Raw genomic sequence first — 19142 nt, forward strand, 5'->3', positions numbered from 1 at the left:
GTCGATCATCGAGCACCCGCACCACCAGCCCGGGCAGCGCCCCGCCGATGACGCTGGCCGACCCGGTGCCCGCCTCGATCGGCCGGTAGGACACGTGCACCGTGGTCTCGGTGATGCCGTACATATTCACCAGCCGCGGGGTGCGGTGGTAGCGGGCGAACCAGCCACTCAGCCGCTGCGGTTCCAGGGCTTCACCGCCGAAGATCACGTAGCGCAGCGCGAGGTCGTCGCGGGCGGGTTCGGCCAGGTCGGCGGCGGCGAGCTGATAGAACGCCGACGGAGTCTGGTTCAGCACTGTCACGCCCTCGGCGGCCAGCAACTCACGGAACTGCTGCGGCGAACGCGAGGTGTAGTAGTCGACCACGACGAGGGTGCCGCCGTGCAGCAGCGCACCCCACAGCTCCCACACCGAGAAGTCGAAGGCGTAGGAGTGGAACAGCGTCCACACGTCCGAGGGCCCGAATTCGAAGTGGCGCTGGGTGTTGTCGAGCAGGCGCAGCACATTGCGGTGCGGGACGACGACGCCCTTGGGCCGTCCGGTGGAGCCGGAGGTGTAGATGACGTACGCCGTGGCGGCCGGGTCGAGCGGCGCGCGCCGGTCGGCGTCGGTGATCGGCGCGCAGACCCGCTGACCGGCATTGTCCGGATCGGCGGGATCGGTGAGATCGACGTCGATGACGGGTCCACCGAACCAGCCGCGCGCGAGTTCGGTCGCCGCGCTGCTGATCGCGCACACGGGACGGGCATCGTCGAGCACGTATTCGATCCGGTCCGCCGGATACGCCGGGTCGATCGGCAGATACCCACCGCCGGCCTTGACCACCGCCAGCAGCGCCACGACCAGCTGCGCCGATCGCGGCAGCGCCACCGCCACCAGCGTTTCCGGCCCCACCCCGGCCGCGATCAGCCGCCGCGCCAGCCGGTTGGACCACTCGTCGAGCTCGGCGTAGGTCAGCGTGCGATGGTCCGCGCGCACCGCGACCGCGTTCGGATCGAGGGCGGCGGCACGAGCGAACCGGTCGGCGAGGGTGCCGTCGGTGGCGCGATCGTCGCCGGTGACCGACCATTCGTAGAGCGCGCGCTGCTGTTCCTCGGCGGAGAGCACCTGGATATCGCCGACGACCACCGTCGCATCGGCGGCGACCGCGGCGAGCACCTGCGTGAAGCGGCGCCCGAGCACCGCGACGGATTCCGCGTCGAAAAGATCGGTGGCGTAGGTGATATCGATATCCATGCCATCGGCGCGTCCGTCCGGATCGGATTCGCGGACAGTGAATTGCAGATCGAATTTCGCGGCGCCGGCGTCGAATTCCACAGATCGCACGGTCAGCTCGGGCAATTCCAGCGCGGGCAGGGTGAAATTCTGGAACGTCAGCGCCACCTGGAACAGCGGATGACGATTGCGCGACCGAGCCGGTGCGACCAGGTCGACCACCTGATCGAAGGGCACCTCGGCGTGCGAGAGCGCATCCAGATCGGTGGCCCGCACCTGGTCGAGCACGGTTTCGAACCGCTGCCTGGTGTCGATATGGGAGCGAAGCACCAGCGTGTTGACGAACATGCCGACCAACTGGTCCAGCTCGGCCGCACCCCGTCCGGCGACCGGCGTACCGATGGCGATATCGGCGCTGCCGGACAGCCGCGACAGCAGCACCGCCAGCGCCGCGTGCATGGTGCCGAACAGCGTGGTCTCCCGCTTGCGGGCGAGTTCGCGCAGTTCGCTGTGCAGTTCGGCGTCGATGTGCAGCCGGAAGGTCGCACCGCGCTGGGTGGCGACGGCGGGACGCGGCCGATCGGTGGGAAGTTCCAGCTGCTCGGTCAGACCGTCGAGGGTGCGGCGCCAGTGCTCGAGCGCGCGCCGATGCTGCTCGGACGCGGCGAGCTCGTGCTGCCAGAGCGCGTAGTCGGCGTACTGCAACGCCAGCTCGTCCCACTCGGGCGCGCGGCCGTCACGACGAGCGGTGTAGGCCGTCATCAGATCGCGGGCCAGCGGGCCGAGCGAGAAACCGTCAGCGCTGATGTGATGCAGGACCAGGGCCAGCACGTGGTCTGTGGGTTCGATGGTGAACAGGGCCGCGCGGAGCGGGGTTTCGGTAGTCAGGTCGAATGGTTGCGCGGCGAGGGCGGTGAGCCGGTGCTGTAGTTCGCTCGTGGTGACGGTCTCGGTGCGCAGCAACGGGGCGGCAAATGCCGTGTCCGCGACCGTCACGGCGTGCGTGGCCGGCAGGATGCGCTGCTCGGGGCCGTCGGTGCCGTCGGGGTACACCGTGCGCAGCGTTTCGTGACGTCCGACCAGATCGGCGATCGCCGCGGCCAGGGCCTCGCGATCCAGCTCGCCGGTCAGCCGCAAGGCCACCGGGATGTTGTCGACGGCGTCCCCGACACCAGCGTCCTCGCTCAGGAACCGGTTGAGGAACCACATGCGCTGCTGCGCGGGCGACAGCGGAATCCGGGCCGGGCGCTCCCGGCGCACGAGCGCGTGCCCGGTCCGGGTCCCGCGCCGAGACAGGGCGCGGGCGGCGAACGCGGCGACGGTGGGCGCGTCGAACAGCTCCCGCACACCCAGCTCGGCGTCGAGGGCGGTGGCGACGCGGGCGACCACTTGAGTTGCGTTGAGCGAGTTGCCGCCGAGGGCGAAGAAATCGTCGTCGAGGCCGGCTCGCTCGATTCCGAGCACCGCGGCGAAGGTGTCGGCGACGAGCTGTTCGGCGGCGGTGGCCGGCGCCCGGAAGACGGCCGCCTCGTGGATCGGTGCGGGCAGCGCGCCGCGATCCAGCTTGCCGGAGGCGTTGACCGGGAACTCGTCCAGCACCACGAACGCGGACGGACGCATGTAGGACGGAAGGCGCTCGGCCAGAGCCGATTTCACTGTGTCGAGGTCGATATCGTGACCGGGTTCGGCGAGCAGGTAACCGACCAGCTGATCGCCCACGGTGGTGTCGCGCAGCAGGACCGCCGAGCGGGCGACGCCGTCGAGCTCGTCCAGCGCGGCCTCGATCTCGCCGAGCTCGATGCGCAGACCACGCAGCTTCACCTGGAAATCGGTGCGACCCAGGTACTCCAGTTCGCCGTCGGCATTCCACGCCACCAGGTCGCCGGTGCGGTACATGCGCTCGGAAGTACCGAACGGGTTGGCGACGAAACGATCCGCCGTGAGATCCGGACGGCCGACGTAGCCGCGGGCCAGCTGCGCACCGGCCAGATACAGCTCACCCGCGACACCGGCCGGGACCGGGTTCAGCCGCGCATCCAGCACGTACACCTGCGTGTTGAACACCGGCGCACCGATCGGCACCGACGCGGTGTCGGCCTCGGTCACCTCGTGGAAGGTGACGTCGACCGCGGCCTCCGTCGGCCCGTACAGGTTGTGCAGCGCAGCACCGGTCAGCTCGCGCAGCCGGTGCGCGGGCGCGGCGGGAAGCGCCTCACCGGAAGCGAACACCATCCGCAGCGACTCGCCACGGCCCGGCACCGCCAGCGCCGGCGAGCTGATGAACGCGGCCAGCATGGACGGTACGAAATGCGCCACGGTGACGGTCTCGGCATCGATCACCTCGGCCAGATACACCGGATCGCGGTGGCCGTCAGGCGCGGCCAGCACCAGCCGCGCCCCGATCTGCAAGGGCCAGAACAACTCCCACACCGACACGTCGAAGGTAAACGGCGTCTTCTGCAACACCGTGTCGGCACAATTCAGCTGATAGGCCGCCTGCATCCACGCCAACCGGTTCACAATCGCCGCATGGGTCACGGCCACACCCTTGGGCCGGCCCGTCGAACCCGAGGTGAAGATGACGTAGGCCGCGTGCGCGTCGGTGAGCGGACCGAGGCGGTCGGCATCGGTCAGCGGGGCGTCGGAGTAGTCGGAGGTATCGAACTGGTCGACGTCGAGCACCGCCCACAGTCGCCCACCATCACCCTCGGATACGGGCAGATCCAGCCCGTCGGTCGACCGGGTGAGCACGCACACCGGCCGCGCCGTCCGCAGCACGTGGCCGATGCGTTCGGCCGGATGCTCCGGATCCACCGGCACATACGCCCCACCGGCGGTGATGACCGCGTACATCGCGACCACCTGATCCAACGACCGTGGCATCGCCACCGCCACTGTGCTGTCGGGCCGCACGCCGATCGAGATCAGCAGGCGTGCCAGGCGATTCACACGGCTCGCGAACTCCGTATAGCTCAGGTTCGCGAAGGTCTGCGCTGTGGAACGGTGGTCGGCGGCCTGCGCCGCATCACCCGAGGTGTCCACCGGATACGCGAGCGCTACGGCGTGCGGAGTCCGTGCAGCCTGCGCCTCGAACAGCGAGACCAGCGTCTCCCCGGCAGGGACCTCGGCCGCGGTCGCGTTCCAGGTGTCGAGCACCCGCGCACGCTCGGCGGGGCTCATCATTTCGAGATCACCCACCGGACGCTGCGGGTCCGCGAGTGCCGCGTCCAGCAGCAACCGCAGGCGGTCGGCGAAGGCGGCGATGGTGGCGGCGTCGAACAGGTCGGTGGCGTACTCGAAGGCGGCCTCGAGCCCGGCCGGTTCCTCACCGTCGACGGTTTCGGTGATCGTCAGGTGCAGATCGAATTTCGCGGTCCCGGTATCGAGGTCGAGCCGGGAGGCTGTCACGCCTGCCAGTTCCAGGCTGGTCGTCGCGGTGTTCTGCACGTCCAGCATCACCTGGAACAGCGGGTGCCGGGCCGCCGAACGCGGCGGGTCGAGCACCTCCACCAGCCGCTCGAACGGCACGTCGGCGTGGGCGAAGGCGCGCAGATCGGTGTCGCGGACCGCGGCGAGCAGGTCGGCGAAACCGCGGTCGGCGCGCACCTGGGAACGGAGCACCAGCGTGTTGACGAACATGCCGACCAGCTCGTCGAGCGCCTGCTCCCCGCGTCCGGCGACGGGCGTGCCGAGGGCGATATCGGTGCGGCCGGTCAACCGCGACAGCAGCGCCGCGAACGCGGTGTGCACGACCATGAACAGCGACGCGTTCGCCTGCCGCGCCAGATCGCGCATGCCCCGATGAGTGGCGGCGTCGATGGTGAACGCATGACGGGCGCCGCGACCCGACGCGACGGCCGGGCGCGGGCGATCGGCCGGCAGGTCCAGCACATCCGGCAATTGCGCCAACTCGGCCGACCAGAACCGGATCTGTTCGGCGAGCAGCGAATCCGGATCGTCCTCGGCGCCGAGCAGTTCGCGCTGCCACAGCGTGTAATCGGCGTACTGCACCGGCAGCGGCGCCCAGTCCGGCGCGGTGGCGACACTGCGGGCGGCGTACGCGCACATGAGATCGCGGGTGAGCGGAGCGATGGACCAGCCGTCAGCACTGATGTGGTGCATCGACACGACCAGGACGTGGTCGTCGTCCGCAATCCGCAGCAGGGTGATGCGGACCGGCGGTTCCCGGTCTACCCGGAACGAGGTGGCGGCTTCAGCACGGATGCGCTCGTCGAGGCGTTCGTGCTCGATGTCGTCGACCCGCACGCTTCCGGCCGCCTCGACAGGCAGAACCTGCTGGCAGGCGATGCCGTCGACCGCCGGGTAGACCGTGCGCAGCGATTCGTGCCGCTCGATGACGTCGCCCACCGCGGCGCGGAAAGCGTCCTGGTCCAGCATCCCGGTCAACCGCACGGCGGCGGTGAGATTGTCGGCGACCGAATCGGCGTCGAACTGATTGAGGAACCACATGCGCTGCTGCGCGTACGACAGCGGCACCAGCTCGGGCCGCTCCCCCGCGACCAGAGCGGGTCGCGCCCGGCCGCCCTCGGCCTCGCTCAGCCGGGCGGCCAGCGCGCCGACCGTCGGGTGTTCGAACAGCATCCGCACCGGCACGTCGGCGTCGAGCAGGGCGGCGATGCGGGCCGCGATCTGGGTGGCGACCAGCGAGTTCCCGCCGAGTGCGAAGAAATCGTCGTCGAGACCCACCCGGTCGACGCCGAGCACCTGGGCGAAGATCTCCGCCACCGTCCGCTCGGCCCGGCTGACGGGCGCGCGGAAGGTCGCGGCGGTCAGTTCCGGATCGGGCAGCGCCTTGCGGTCGAGCTTGCCGGAGCTGGTCAGCGGCATGGCGTCGAGGCGGACGTAAGCGCCCGGGACCATGTACGAGGGCAGCACGTCGCGCAGCCGGGCATCGAGGGCGGGCACCGGGTCCGGGCCACTGGCCACCACATACCCCACCAGCAGTTCACCGGCGGTGTGCCGGTAGACCCGCACGGCAGCGGCCTGCACCTCGGGGCACGCGCTCAGTGCCGCCTCGATTTCACCGAGTTCGATGCGCTGGCCGCGCAGCTTGACCTGGAAATCACTGCGGCCCAGGTATTCCAGCTCGCCGGCCCGGTTGCGCCGCACCAGGTCACCGGTCCGGTACATCCGTGCGCCGGCCGGACCGTAGGGGTTGGCGACGAAACGGGCCGCGCTCAGATCCGTGCGGCCGTGATACCCGCGCGCCACCTGCACACCGGACAGGTACAGCTCGCCCACGACCATGTCGGGTACCGGCCGCAGCCGGGCATCGAGCACCAGTGCCTGACTGCCCGCGACCGGACGTCCGATCGGCACCGGCCCGCTCGCCTGCGGCGATACCGGCGCGTGCGTGGCGTGCACGGTGAATTCGGTCGGCCCGTAGAGGTTGTGCAGCGCAGCCGGGCTCACCGCGGCGAACGCCGAGGCCGCCGCGCCGGTCATGGCCTCACCGGCGACCAGCACCGTGCGCAGGGACGACAGTGATTCGGCGGGTGCGGTGTCGGCGAAGACCTTCAGCATGGATGGCACGAACGACGTCATCGTCACCCGGTGCGCCGCGATCGTCGCGGCCAAGTAGCCGGCATCGCGGTGGCCGCCGGGTTCGGCGACGACCAGCCGCGCCCCCACCGCCGTCGGCGCGAACAGCTCCCACACCGAGACATCGAAGGTGGCGGGCGTCTTGAACAGGATCGCATCGTCGGCGGTGATGTCGTATTCGGCGGTGATCCAATCGATCTGGTTGATCACCGACGCGTGCTGCACGGCGACACCCTTGGGGCGCCCGGTGGAACCGGAGGTGAAGATGACGTAGGCGGTGTGCGACGACCGCAGGGGCGCGAGCCGCTCGGCATCGGTGACCGGCGCGGGCGAGTAGCCGGCGAGCTCGTCATCGACTGCCAGCACGGGCACGCCGTCGATCGCCCAGTCGTCACCCGACCGGACCAGCACGCACACCGGCCGCGCGGTCTCCAGCACCTGCCCGATTCGCGCGGCGGGCTGCTCGGGGTCGAGCGGAACGTACCCGCCGCCCGCGGTCAGCACGGCGTACGCGGCGATCACGAACTCGGCCGAGCGCGGCATTCCCAGCGCGACGAGTGTTTCCGGTCCGACACCGGCGGCGATGAGGCGCCGCGCCAGCCGGTTGACCCGCGCGGCGAGTTCGCCGTAGGTCAGCTGCCGGTCGCCGTCGATGAGGCACACGGCCTGGGGCGTGCGCTGCGCGTGATAGGCGAAGGCGTCGAGCAAGGCCGGTTCGCCTACCGCCCTGGGACTCGGCTGGTGTGTATGCGGGGTGGGGCGACTGGCGGCATCGGCCGACACAGCGGCGGCGTCAGTGCCACCCGCGCCGGTATCAGCATCGGCGGCAATGCCGAGAGCTTCCGGCAGATCGTGGAATCCGTTGCGCGGCCCGTCAACAGCCTCGTTGGTGGCTGTCCGCACCTCGGCGGCAGCGGTTTCCGGCATCTGCCCAGCCCGGAGGCCGGCGATCGCCCGCCGCTTCGGCCGCAGATCCGTCGCGTCGCCCAGCTCGAGTACCCGCCGCTGACCGGCGTGGTCCAGCAACGGCAGATCCGCGACAACGCCGTCGGCTTGCTCGGTGATCGCCCGCAGCACACGCAGCAGCAGACGCGCGTATTCCGCGATGGTTTCCGCGTCGAAAAGGTCTGTCGCGTAGGTGAATTCGGCGGGCACCCCGGTCGGCGCCGGACCTTCCCTGTGTCCGGCCCCGCCGAGGTGATCGGTGACCGTGAGTTGGAGATCGAACTTGGTCACCCCGGTGTCCAGGGTACTGGTCCGTGCCGCGATACCGGGGAGTTCGAAGCTGATGTCGCCCGCGTTGTCGAAGGCGAGCAGTACTTGGAACAGCGGGTGGCGGGCTTGCGACCGTGGCGGGTTGATGGCCTCGACCAACTGCTCGAAGGGCAGTTCCGCGTGCGCGAAGGCCGCCAGATCGGCCGCCTTGACCTGAGCGAGCAGCTGCTCGACGGTGCCGGTGGCGTCGACGGTGACGCGCAGCGGCAGGGTGTTGACGAACATGCCGATGAGGTCGTCGAGCGCGCGGTCGCCGCGACCGGCGACGGGGGTACCGATCACGATGTCGTCGGCGCCACCCAGCCGCGACAGCAGCGCCGCGAACCCGGCGTGCACCATCATGAAGCTCGATACCTGTTGTACCCGTGCGGTTTCGGTGATCGCGATGTACAGCTCGGCCGGGATCTCGAACCGGTGGGTCGCGCCGCGCGCGGAGGCGACGGCCGGGCGCGGCCGGTCGGTGGGGAGTTCGAGCAGGTCCGGTGCGCCCGCCAGGGCGGTGGTCCAGAACTCCAGCTGACGTCCCAGCGGCGCGGCCGGGTCGGTGGCCGAACCGAGCAGTTCGCGCTGCCACATGCTGTAGTCGGCGTACTGCACCGTCAGCGGTGCCATCGCCGGTGCAGCGCCGTCCCGCCGGGCGGTGTAGGCGCTCATCACATCGCGGGCCAGCACGCGCAGCGAAAGACCGTCCGCCGCGATGTGATGCGCGACGACAGCCAAGGCGACGCTGTCGTCGTCCACCTCGAAAATACGCGCCCGGAACGGGGTCTCGCGTTCCAGATCGAATCCGGCCGCCGCGAACGCCGCCAGCTCACCGTTCAGCTCGTCCGCACCGATCGCTTCGGCCCGCACCACGAACTGCGCGGGTTCGAGCACCACCTGATGGGCAGCCGACCCGGCCGCATCCACACCGGGCGGGGTCGCCGGGAAGACCGTGCGCAGCACCTCGTGCCGTTCCACCAGGTCGGCCAGGGCGGCAGCGAGCGCGTGCACGTCCACCGCTCCGCGCAGCCGCACCACGAACGGCATGTTGTAGCCGGCGCTCGCGTCCTCGAACCGGTTGAGGAACCAGATCCGCTGCTGCGCCGGCGACAGCGGCACGAACTCCGGTCGCGGCCGCGCGTACAGCGGCGCGAGCGCACCGGAATCGCCGCGCTGCTCGATCAGCTCGGCCAGCCCCGCCACCGTCGACGCGGCGAACAGCTCCCGCACACCCAGCCGGCAGCCGAGGTCGGCGCCCAGCCGGGCCGCCACCTGCGTCGCGATCAGGCTGTTGCCGCCGAGGGCGAAGAAATCGTCGTCGCGGCCGATCCGCTGCTGCCCGAGCAGCTCGGCGAACACACCCGCCACCGCACGCTCCACCGGAGTGGCGGGTTCGGAGTACACCACGGTCCCGCGCTGCGGTGCGGGCAAGGCGGCCCGATCCAATTTGCCGGAGGCGTTCACCGGCAGCGCGTCGAGCACCACATACGCGGCGGGCACCATGTAGCCGGGCAGCGCCCGCGCCGCCGCGGCACGCAGCTGCTCCGCGGTCACCGTGTCCGGTTCGGCCTCCACCACGTAGGCCACCAGCTGTTCGCCGAGGCCGTGATCGTCACGCACCACGACCACCGCCCGCACCACCGAATCCACCGTGGCCAGCACGGTCTCGATCTCGCCCGGCTCGATCCGCAGCCCGCGTAGCTTCACCTGGAAATCGGTGCGGCCCAGGTACTCGAGTTCACCGTTGGTGGTCCAGCGCACCAGGTCGCCGGTGCGGTACATCCGCTCCCCCGGCTCGCTGCCGTACGGGTGCGCCACGAAGCGGCCCGCCGACAGGCCGGGCGCCCCGGCATATCCCCGGGCGAGCTGTACCCCCGACAGATACAGCTCACCCGGCGCCCCGACCGGTACCGGACGCAGCCGCGAATCGAGCACGTGCAGCCTGGTGTTGCTCACCGGTGCTCCGATCGGCACCGAAACGGTATCGGCGTCGGTCACCTCGTGGAAGGTGACGTCCACCGCCGCTTCGGTCGGACCGTACAGGTTGTGCAGCCGGGCGCCGGTCAGCACCCGTAGCCGCTGGGCGAGCGAGGCGGGTAGCGCCTCGCCGGAAGCGAACACCGTACGCAGCGAGGTCCGGGCACCCATGTCCTGGTGCGCCAGGAAGACCTCGAGCATCGACGGCACGAAATGTGCGGTGGTGACGCCGTATTCGGCGATCACCGCGCGCAGGTAGGCGGGATCGCGGTGCCCGTCCGGCTGGGCCAGCACCAGCGTGGCACCGATGTGCAGCGGCCAGAAGAACTCCCACACCGACACGTCGAAGGTCGCGGGTGTCTTCTGCAGCACCACATCGTCCGGGGTGAGCCGGTAGGCGTTCTGCATCCACACCAGCCGGTTGACGATGGCGGCATGCGAGACCACCACGCCCTTGGGTTTGCCGGTGGAGCCGGAGGTGAAGATCACATAGGCCGGGTGGGCCGGGCGCAGCGGGGTGCGGCGTTCCCGATCCCAGATGGGGCCGCCGGGTCCGTCGTCGCTCAGGTCATCGAGATCGAGGACCGTGGCATCGGCCAGATCCGGCCGGGCACCGGCGGTGAGCACACAGGCCGGCCGAGCCGTCGCCACGATGTGTGCGGTGCGATCGGCGGGATGATCCGGATCCAGCGGCACATACGCCGCCCCGGCCGCGATCACCGCGTACATCGCGACCACCAATTCCGGTGACCGCCGGATATGCAACGCCACCAGCGACTCCGGCCCGACACCGCGGGCGATCAACGCCCGGGCCAGCCGGTTGACGCGGGCGGCCAGCTCTGAATAAGTCAGATCGGGGGCTCCGGCGAACCGCAGCGCGACCGCGTCCGGGGTGCGCGCGACCTGCGCCTCGAACATCGACACCAGCGTCGCGCGGGGATCGACCGGATGATCGGTGGCATTCCAGATCTTGGTGCTGACCTCCAACTCCAGCTCAGTGGCCACCTCGACGCCGGACAGCGGCGTGTCCAGATCGGTGGCGAGCAGTCGATCGAGGTAGCCGATGAAGCGGGCGTGGTGGCGGGCCAGGTCGTCGGCGGCGTAGAGGTTCGGGTTGGCCTCGAAGTCGACGTGCACCCGGTCGCGTTCGCCGTAGTAGACGTTGAGGCTCAAATCCTCCACCGGGCCGGTGGACAGCACGTGGTACTGCCCTGCCGCGGTGCCGAGGGTGAGATCGCTGCGGAACAGCATGATGTTGGCCAGCGGACCGAACAGCGCGCGCCGGGCCGGGCGACCGTCGTGTTCGGCGTCGCGGCGGATGTCCTCGGCGCGGTAGCGCTGATGCCGGAGCGCGCCCGCGACCTCCACCCGAGTCGCGCGCAGCAACTCACCCCAGCTGACGCCGGTCGACAGCCGCAGCGGCACGATATTGGACAGCATGCCCGCCGACCGCCGCATCACCGCGGTGGTGCGGGCGGTCACCGGCAGGCTGAGCACGGCATCGTCGCGGTCGGTGAGGCGGCCGAGATAGGCGGCGAAGGCGGCGAGCAGCACCACCGCGGGTGTCGAATCCTGGCTCGCGGCGAGGGTGTTCATCCGCTCGGTGAGCGCCTCGGGCAGCGGACGGCCCGCGATCAGATTGGCCGCCGCGCGCGGTGCGGTGCGGCCGTCGAGGCTGGTGGGTGCGTCGAGTCCGGCGACGCGCTCGGCCCAGTGCGCGCGATCGGTGGCGAACCGGGAGCTGTCGCGGTAGGCGTGCTCACCGTCCACCAGCGTCGCCAGCGGGGCGGGAGCGACCGTTTCGGGTTCCCGCCCCAGTACCCGCGCGGTGTAGCGCTCGGCCACCCGCATGGTGTTGGTCAGGGCACCGAACCCGTCCAGAATGATGTGATGCGCGCGCAGATACCAGAAGTATCGGTCGGCCTCGACCCGTAGCAGCGCCCCCGCGAAGAGTTGATCGTGCAGCAGATCCACCGGCGCGCTGGCCTCGGTGCGCATCCATTCCTGCGCCGCGGCAACGGGATCGGGATAGGACCGCACATCGATCAGCGGGATATCGACCGTGCCGTCTCGGTCGACCCACTGATAAGGCACTCCGTCGGATTCCCCGATGCGGACCAGCACCGATTCGTACTCACGCGCTGCCTCGACCGAAACCTCTTGCAGCAGTTCGGCGTCCACCGCACCACGCACGTCCACGTACTGCGCCACGTTGATCGGCACCTGCGGATCGAGGAGCTGGGCGTACCAGACCCCGAGCTGCGCGGGTGCGAGCGGGAACCGGGCCGGCGCGGATGATCGCGCCTCGGTATGCAGCGATTCCTGCTTCCGTGCGCTGGGTCCACCCAACTCCGTACCGTGCACCAGAGCCTCCTCGAATGGCGAATTAACGGCTGGCCGAATGCTTTTGGGCAGCACGAATAAGCCCGCGCATCGGGGTCGGAGTCCCGGGCGCCGGCGGCTACCGCATGAGGTGTCGGCGAATCACACGCGCCGCTCGGATGGGCGGTCACGTGGTTCGTCAGATGTGCGTGAACTGGAATCGGTGACCGGGGGGCCACCGCCGTGCCGTCCGGAGCCGGCTCTTCAGGGCCGGATTTCGGGACGGGAACGAAATGCCTAGCTAGTGATCTTTCCTCCAACTTGACTGCCGTCACGGATTCGATAACGGCGGTATGTCAGCTACGTCACATGGATGTCATCCACGTATTGCGAACACTAGGCCAGGTCGAAATAAAAAGGAACTAATTGCTCTAAAAAAGCCGGACGAACGTCCAGATACCCCCAGGTGCGACCGGATCCGGGCAGCTTTCCACCCGCGAGCAGCTGACCCTCGCGCATGTGAGCTATCGCACTTTCAGATGGGCAGACTATGAGCCGAAACGTTGCATCTGCGTTGCATCCGCGCCCAGCCGCCGATCCAGCACCCGGATCTTGGCCTCGATCTGGGCGAACAGCGGCGAATCGCGATCGACGGTGGCCCGATAGGCGACCCACGCCGCGGCGTCGTCGCGCCCCTCGGCCGTGGCGGTCCAGCGTCGCAGCGCCGCTGGATCCCGCGAATCCAGCACCGAGGTCCGCAGCCGGACCCGCAGCTCATCGCGCAGATCGACGATGCCCGGCGCGTTCGAGCGCGGCAGCACCGGTCCGGCGTACAACCGCAAGGCCGCGTCCACGTCGCCGGAGTCCAGCGCCGCGCGCAGGAAATCGATATCGGTGGCCACCGGCACCCGCAGCCGGTACGGCCGGGAACCGAACACCTCGGGCCCGACCACCGTGCGCAGCCGGGACATGGCGGCGCGGATGGTGCCGTTGTCCAGGTCGGTGTCGTCGAGCAGCAGGGCGAGATGGTCGGCGCCGAGCCCTTCGGGGTGCTCGGTGAGCAGCAGCAGGATCTCGGCATGACGCTGCGACAGCGGCACCCGCTTACCGGCGATACTCAGCTGCGGCTGGCCGAGACCGAGCACGTCCAGCCCGAGCCGGCCGCGGTCCGGTGCGGCCTCCAGTCGTTCGCGCGCCCCGGCCGGTGCGTGCCGGTCGGCGCGCATGGCCGTCAGCAGCAGATCCATTTCCGCCGCCGTGGCCGCCGCCTTCACCAGGGCCAGGATCTCCGGCCGGGCCACCCGGACACCACCGGCGATCATCAGCACGCCGACGAGCCGACCGTCCGGATCGTGCACGGGAGCGGCGGCGCCGGTGAGCTGATGCAGGCGGTGCAGGAAATGTTCGGGGCCGTGGATCCAGGCGGCGCGTCCGGTGCGCACGACCATGCCGACGGCGTTGGTGCCGATGCGGCGCTCGCTCAGGTCGTCACCGGCGCGCACGCCGATCTCGGCGGCGGCGCTGATCCGCTCGGCGTCGCCGTGCACCGACAGCACCCGGCCGAACTGGTCGGCCACCACCACGATCAGCCCGGTCCGGGCGGCGTCCTCGACGAGCAGCTTGTCGATCAACGGCATCAGGGCGGCCATCGGATGGGCGTCGCGGTAGCGCTGCAGATCGGCGCCGCGCAGCCCGCGGCCGTCGACGACGTCCATCGGATCGATCCCACCGCGAACACTGCGCAACCACGATTCGAGCACCGCGGGGCGCAACAGACCGGCGAGCCGGGACAGCCGTTCACCACCGGCAGCGAGATATCCATGCGCTTGAGCGGCATAAGCTTCCAGTGCACCGAGCTGCGTGCCGGGTTCTACTCCATGCCGCGAGGGGCGACCACCCGCAAGATTGCTGACCATTTGCCTTTCACCTACGACAAACTGTACCGGCGGGTACCGGCAACGACCGGCGGATGATCAGGTTTGTCCGCCAGGTCACACACGTCACGCCCGTCCCGTGAGTGTGAGCCACGTAGCAGCCGCGGCCGCCCGGTCAGCCGGTCAGCAGTTCGGCGGCGCGCTCGCCGATCAGCACCGCCGTCGCCTGCGGTCCGCGGCCCAGCGGCACCGGGACTATGGACAGGTCGGCCACCGCCAGACCGTCGATGCCGTGCACCCGGCAGCGGGCATCCACCACAGCGCGTTCGTCGGACGCGGCGCCCATCCGGCAGGTGCCCGACAGATGTTGCGAGGTGGCCAGGTGCGCGGTCAGCCATGCATCGGAGACCGTGTCCGGAATCGGCTCGCCCGGAACCGCCGCCATCGCGTCCAGGATCTGCGCCGACAATCGCACGGCCGCGCGCAGCCGGTCCCGGTCCAGCCGCTGTTCCAGGTAACGCTGATCGATCCACGGCGGGTCCGCCGGATCGGCCGAGCGCAGCCGCAGCTCACCGCTGCCGTGCGGGCGCATCAATGCGAGCGCGAACTGGCGGAATCCGGGCCGGAAAGCCATGGTGTACGGCCGCATTTCGATATCGCCCAGCTCGAGCACGTATTCGAGCACCGGTCTTCGGCGCTCGGGCGCGTCGTGCCGGTAGTCGATGCCGATCTCGGGATGGTCGGTGCACCATGCGCCGACCGGCAACGCCTGCACCACGGGAATGCCGAGCGCGCGCAGCCGGGCCGGATCGCCGATTCCCGAACGCAGCAGCAGCGCGGCCGATTCGATCGCGCCCGCGCACAGCACGATCCGATCGGCCGCGATGAATTCGGCGACGCCCGCGCGCAGGCATTCCACGCCGATCGCCCTGCTGCCGCGGAACCGGATCCGCAAGGCAGTCGTTTCGGCCGACACGGTGAGGTTCGGCCGGGTGAGCGCGGGCAGCAGATAAGCCTGTGCGCTGCCGACGCGCACGGTCGTGCCGTCGCGGTGCTCGACATTGGCGGGCACCGGGCCGAAGCCGGTGTCCGGCGCGTCGGGGGCGTTCAAGTCCGGGATCTCGCCGAACCCGGAGGCCGCGGCCGCCGCGACGAACGCCTCGGTGAGCGGGGTCAGGATGGCCGGGCGCCGCACCGGGATGGGCCCGTCGGTGCCGTGCCCGGGTTGTGCGCCGAAATCGTGATCGTGTTCCAGACGGCGCATCGACGCCAGCAGCTCGTCGTAAGTCCAGCCGTCCGTGCCGATCTCGCGGCACCACGCGGCGAAATCGGCGGCGGGCGCGCGCACGAAGTAGCAGCCGTTGACCGAGCCCGATCCGCCGATCACCCGGCCGCGGACGGTGGGGCCGGTGGTGGTGGCGGTCAGCTGGATCGGGTAGTGCCACAGCAGCGCCTGGTCGTCGAGAGGCAGCACGGTGGCATCGCGCAAGCCGGGCGGAAACGTCTCGGGCGCCGACCACATCGGCCCCGCCTCCAGCACCCGCACCCGATGATCCGGATCGGCGCTCAGCCGGGCGGCGAGCACACAGCCCGCGCTGCCACCGCCGACGATCAGCGTGTCAGCCATCCGGTGCCGCCGACGCTCAGCGCGGCGGTGCGGTGGGCTTGAGCGCTTCGATACTGCGGGCCCGCCACGCGCCCAGCCACAGGCCGGTGCCGTAGGCGAGGTCGTCGATGCGGCGGAAGGCGATGTAGCGCAACGGGTCGAGCCCGCCGGCGTCGCGGTGGGTGAACCAGTCGGCCAGGCCGTCGGCCAGCGCCATTGTCACCGCGATGCGCCGGATCCGGCGCGAGGCAACCATGGCGATCACAGTGACCGGCCAATAGTGCCTGCACATCGCCGAGGCCAGCCGCCACAGTCCGGCGAAGAATCCGCGGGCCAGGTAGATCGCGGCGATCCGGGTGGGATTGTCGAGTTCGCCGAAGACGCGGCGCAATCGGCCCAGCGCGGCCACCAGCGTGAGCACACCGCCGACGAAACCCCAGCGGGTGAGCGTGCCGAACAGCACCGCCGCCAGCATGGTCCACGACGGCACCGACAGCGGCGAGACCATGCCCGCGTGCCGGACACCCAGCGGGGCGGCGCCGGTGCCGTAGAACATCTTCCGGTTGAACCAGGCCCGGAACGAGACCCGGTGATCGTGGGCGACGTGCGCGGCCGGCTCGTAGCGCAGCCGCCAGCCGGCCCGCTCCAGCCGCCAGCACAGGTCGACGTCCTCGGCGACGTGCATCGATTCGTCGAACCCGCCCTCGGCCAGCAACGCTCCGCGCCGCACCAGCAGCGCCGCGCTCGGCACGTAGGACACCATTCCGCGCGACTGCACCGCCGATTCGCGCCGACCCAGATCCAGCGAGGACCGGGTGTGTTCGTAGCGGGCCAGCGCGTTGGACTCCGGGTCCAGCGCGACGATCCGCGGCGCCACCAGCGCGACCTCCGGATCGCTGAAATGGCCGAGCATCACCTCGAGCCAGCCGCTGCGCGGCACCACATCCGAATCCAGGAACGCCACGAACTCGGTTGCCGCCGCCCGCAATCCGGCATTGCGCGCCGCCGCCGGGCCCAGGGCGCGCTCGTGGCGCAGCACGCTGACCTGGCAGCGGCCGTCGGCCACCGGCGGCACCCGCACCGGCTGATCGGAGCCGTCGTCGACGACGATGACGTTGTGCCCGCGCAGCGCGGCCAGCAGCCGGACCAGACCCTCGGCATTGTTGTGCAGCGGCACGATGACGGTGACGTCCTCGGGTGAGGGCAACAGCCGCGGCCGCGGGTTGGCCACCCCCGAATCGAGCAGCCGCCTGGCAACGACGGCGGACTTCGGGCCGTTGACCTCGAGGTACCCGTCGCCGATCATTTCGGCGGCTTCCGGGGCAAGGCGCAGCAACCTCGCGGGTGTTCCTCCGATCAGGATGCGTCCCCCGGAGTATGCGCGTACCCGTGGATCGATCCGCACCCCGAATCCGTCGGGAAGGCGATCATGGCGCATTCCTGGCATGTTAGACGGAGTTCGCTCGGCTGACATCAACAGTCGCGAAACACGCAACCAGTTCCGGAGTATTTCGCGTGGTAGGGCCGGTAACCGACAGGATCTGCGTTGCTGAAGGATCGCTGGGCGAGTCTTCGCTTCGACGGCAACCGAATGGCAATCGCGTACCGCGCGGTCGGTGCGCGAGCCCCGCGGGACCCGCGCACCGATTCCGGCTAACGCCGCGCGGCTACCCCAGCGGGCTTTCGTCACAAGCCCGCGAGGGCCGCCGCGGCGGCGTGGTCAAGGTGAGCGGAACGGGCCCGGATTTGCGGCCACCGGAACGCCGCGGGGCACTGCGCCGCGAATGATCCACCGACGACCGCGGCACCACCCGGCCGGCGTCGGCGAGGGCCGCCGCACCGTAGCCCTGCACGCACTCCGGGTCCGGTCCGTCGGCGGGCAGGCCGGTGAAGAACTTCGCCGCCATGCAGCCACCGCGGCACGCATCGTAATGCGCACACGACGAGCAGGCGCCGCCGCCGGTGGGTTCGCGCAGCTGCCCGAACAGCTCCGACTCGCGCCACACGCTCGCGAAACCACCGTCGGACACCACGTTTCCGGCGTGGAAGCGGTCGTGAATCGCGAACGGGCAGGCGTAGACGTCACCCACCGGGTCGACCAGGCACACCACCCGGCCGGCCCCGCACATGTTCAACCCGGGCAGCGCCTCGCCGAAGGCCGACAGGTGGAAGAACGAGTCGCCGGTGAGCACCCCCTCGCCATTGCGCAGCAGCCATTCGTAGAGCTCGCGCTGCTGTTCGGGCAGCGGGTGCAGCTCGTCCCACACGTCGGCGCCACGGCCGGACGGACGCAACCGCGTCAATCGCAACGTGGCGCCGTAGCGGTCGGCGATCTCCCGGAACTGATCGAGCTGGGCGATATTGTGCCGGGTCGCCACCACCGACAGCTTGGCGTCCTTGAACCCCGCCGCGGCAAGGTTTTCCAGCGCCCGGATGGCCATGTCGTAGGACCCCGGCCCGCGCACCGCGTCGTTGACCGCGGCGTCGGCGCCGTCGAGCGAGATCTGCACGTCCACATAGTCACTGGCGGCCAGCCGCGCGGCGACCTCCGGCGTGATCCGAACACCGTTGGTGGAGAACTTGACTCCGACCTGGTGCGCGGTGGCGTAGTCGACCAGCTCCCAGAAGTCCGGGCGCACCGTCGGTTCGCCGCCGCCGATATTGACGTAGAAGATCTGCATGCGCTGGAACTCGTCGATGAGCGCCTTGCACTGTTCGGTGCTCAGTTCGCGCGGATCGCGCCGCCCCGACGACGACAGGCAGTGCACGCAGGACAGGTTGCACGCGTAGGTGAGTTCCCAGGTCAGGCAGATCGGTGCGGCCAGGCCGGATTCGAAACGATCCACCAGCCGCACGGCGCGGTCGTCGGCGGTGGCGAAGGTCATCGGCTCGGGCGGAGCGGCCAGCGGTGCGGAATCGGGCGCGCCGACGATCATCTGCGAATCGGCCAGCTGCGCCAGCGCTTTCACATACGGTGCGGCGGCCGCGTCATCGATGCCCGCGGCCCGCATGGCCGTGCGGACCGACGGCTGAGCGGGCAGTGACCGCACGATCTCGACGATCCTCGGGTTCTTCAGAAACGACAGCTTCCGCGTGCCGAAGTGATACAGCAACGCGCCGAACGGTTCCGGCCGCAGGGCGACGCGCGGATGCAGTTGCCAGCGGGTATCGAGATCGAGCATGGTCACCGCTCCTCTCAGCTCAGTAGACGCCGCACATACCGTCGATGGAGACCTCTTCGATGAGCGATTCCTCCACCAGCGGTGTGTCCTCGGCCGAGCGCTGCGCGACCGTCCCGATCGGACCGCGGTTGTCGGTGTCGGCGGGTCCG

6 protein-coding genes (1 of these 6 cut by a window edge) are annotated in these 19142 nt (G+C 70.1%); all 6 read right to left on the reverse strand.

Annotation, left to right across the window (positions count from 1 at the left end; genetic code table 11):
• A protein-coding gene (locus NOCYR_RS24220) for a non-ribosomal peptide synthase/polyketide synthase (RefSeq protein ID WP_014353046.1) crosses the window boundary here: on the reverse strand, positions 1 to 12373 show its 5' portion. The gene continues 5903 nt to the left of window position 1, outside the view; only the first 12373 of its 18276 coding nucleotides appear in the window; it begins with the start codon at positions 12371 to 12373; its stop codon lies beyond the left edge, outside the window.
• Between the two features lie 506 nt (positions 12374 to 12879).
• The gene (locus NOCYR_RS24225; protein WP_036540376.1) at positions 12880 to 14247 is read right to left on the reverse strand and encodes a GAF domain-containing protein; all 1368 of its coding nucleotides are present in this window, start codon (positions 14245 to 14247) and stop codon (positions 12880 to 12882) included.
• 133 nt (positions 14248 to 14380) lie between these two features.
• A complete protein-coding gene (gene mftG / locus NOCYR_RS24230; RefSeq protein WP_014353048.1) occupies positions 14381 to 15832 on the reverse strand; it encodes a mycofactocin system GMC family oxidoreductase MftG in 1452 nt (483 codons plus the stop codon).
• A 16-nt stretch (positions 15833 to 15848) separates the two neighbouring features.
• Complete coding sequence (gene mftF / locus NOCYR_RS24235) at positions 15849 to 17249, reverse strand: mycofactocin biosynthesis glycosyltransferase MftF (RefSeq protein WP_048833671.1); 1401 nt, start codon at positions 17247 to 17249, stop codon at positions 15849 to 15851.
• Positions 17250 to 17478: 229 nt separating this feature from the next.
• Positions 17479 to 18993 carry a mycofactocin radical SAM maturase gene (gene mftC / locus NOCYR_RS24240; RefSeq protein WP_081505628.1) on the reverse strand — a complete coding sequence of 505 codons (1515 nt, stop codon included), beginning with the start codon at positions 18991 to 18993 and terminating at the stop codon, positions 17479 to 17481.
• 19 nt (positions 18994 to 19012) lie between these two features.
• Positions 19013 to 19111 (reverse strand): mycofactocin precursor MftA, encoded by a 99-nt coding sequence (gene mftA, locus NOCYR_RS24245; protein WP_197538452.1) that lies wholly within the window; start codon positions 19109 to 19111, stop codon positions 19013 to 19015.
• Between the last annotated feature and the right edge of the window lie 31 nt (positions 19112 to 19142).

The organism is Nocardia cyriacigeorgica GUH-2, assembly GCF_000284035.1.
Classification (GTDB): domain Bacteria; phylum Actinomycetota; class Actinomycetes; order Mycobacteriales; family Mycobacteriaceae; genus Nocardia; species Nocardia cyriacigeorgica_B.

Excerpts from the sequence above, each read along its gene's own strand:
- NOCYR_RS24225 (WP_036540376.1), bottom strand. The coding sequence starts at position 14,247 with ATGGTCAGCAATCTTGCGGGTGGTCGCCCCTCGCGGCATGGAGTAGAA.
- mftG (WP_014353048.1), bottom strand. The coding sequence starts at position 15,832 with ATGGCTGACACGCTGATCGTCGGCGGTGGCAGCGCGGGCTGTGTGCTC.
- mftF (WP_048833671.1), bottom strand. The coding sequence starts at position 17,249 with ATGCGCCATGATCGCCTTCCCGACGGATTCGGGGTGCGGATCGATCCA.
- mftC (WP_081505628.1), bottom strand. The coding sequence starts at position 18,993 with ATGCTCGATCTCGATACCCGCTGGCAACTGCATCCGCGCGTCGCCCTG.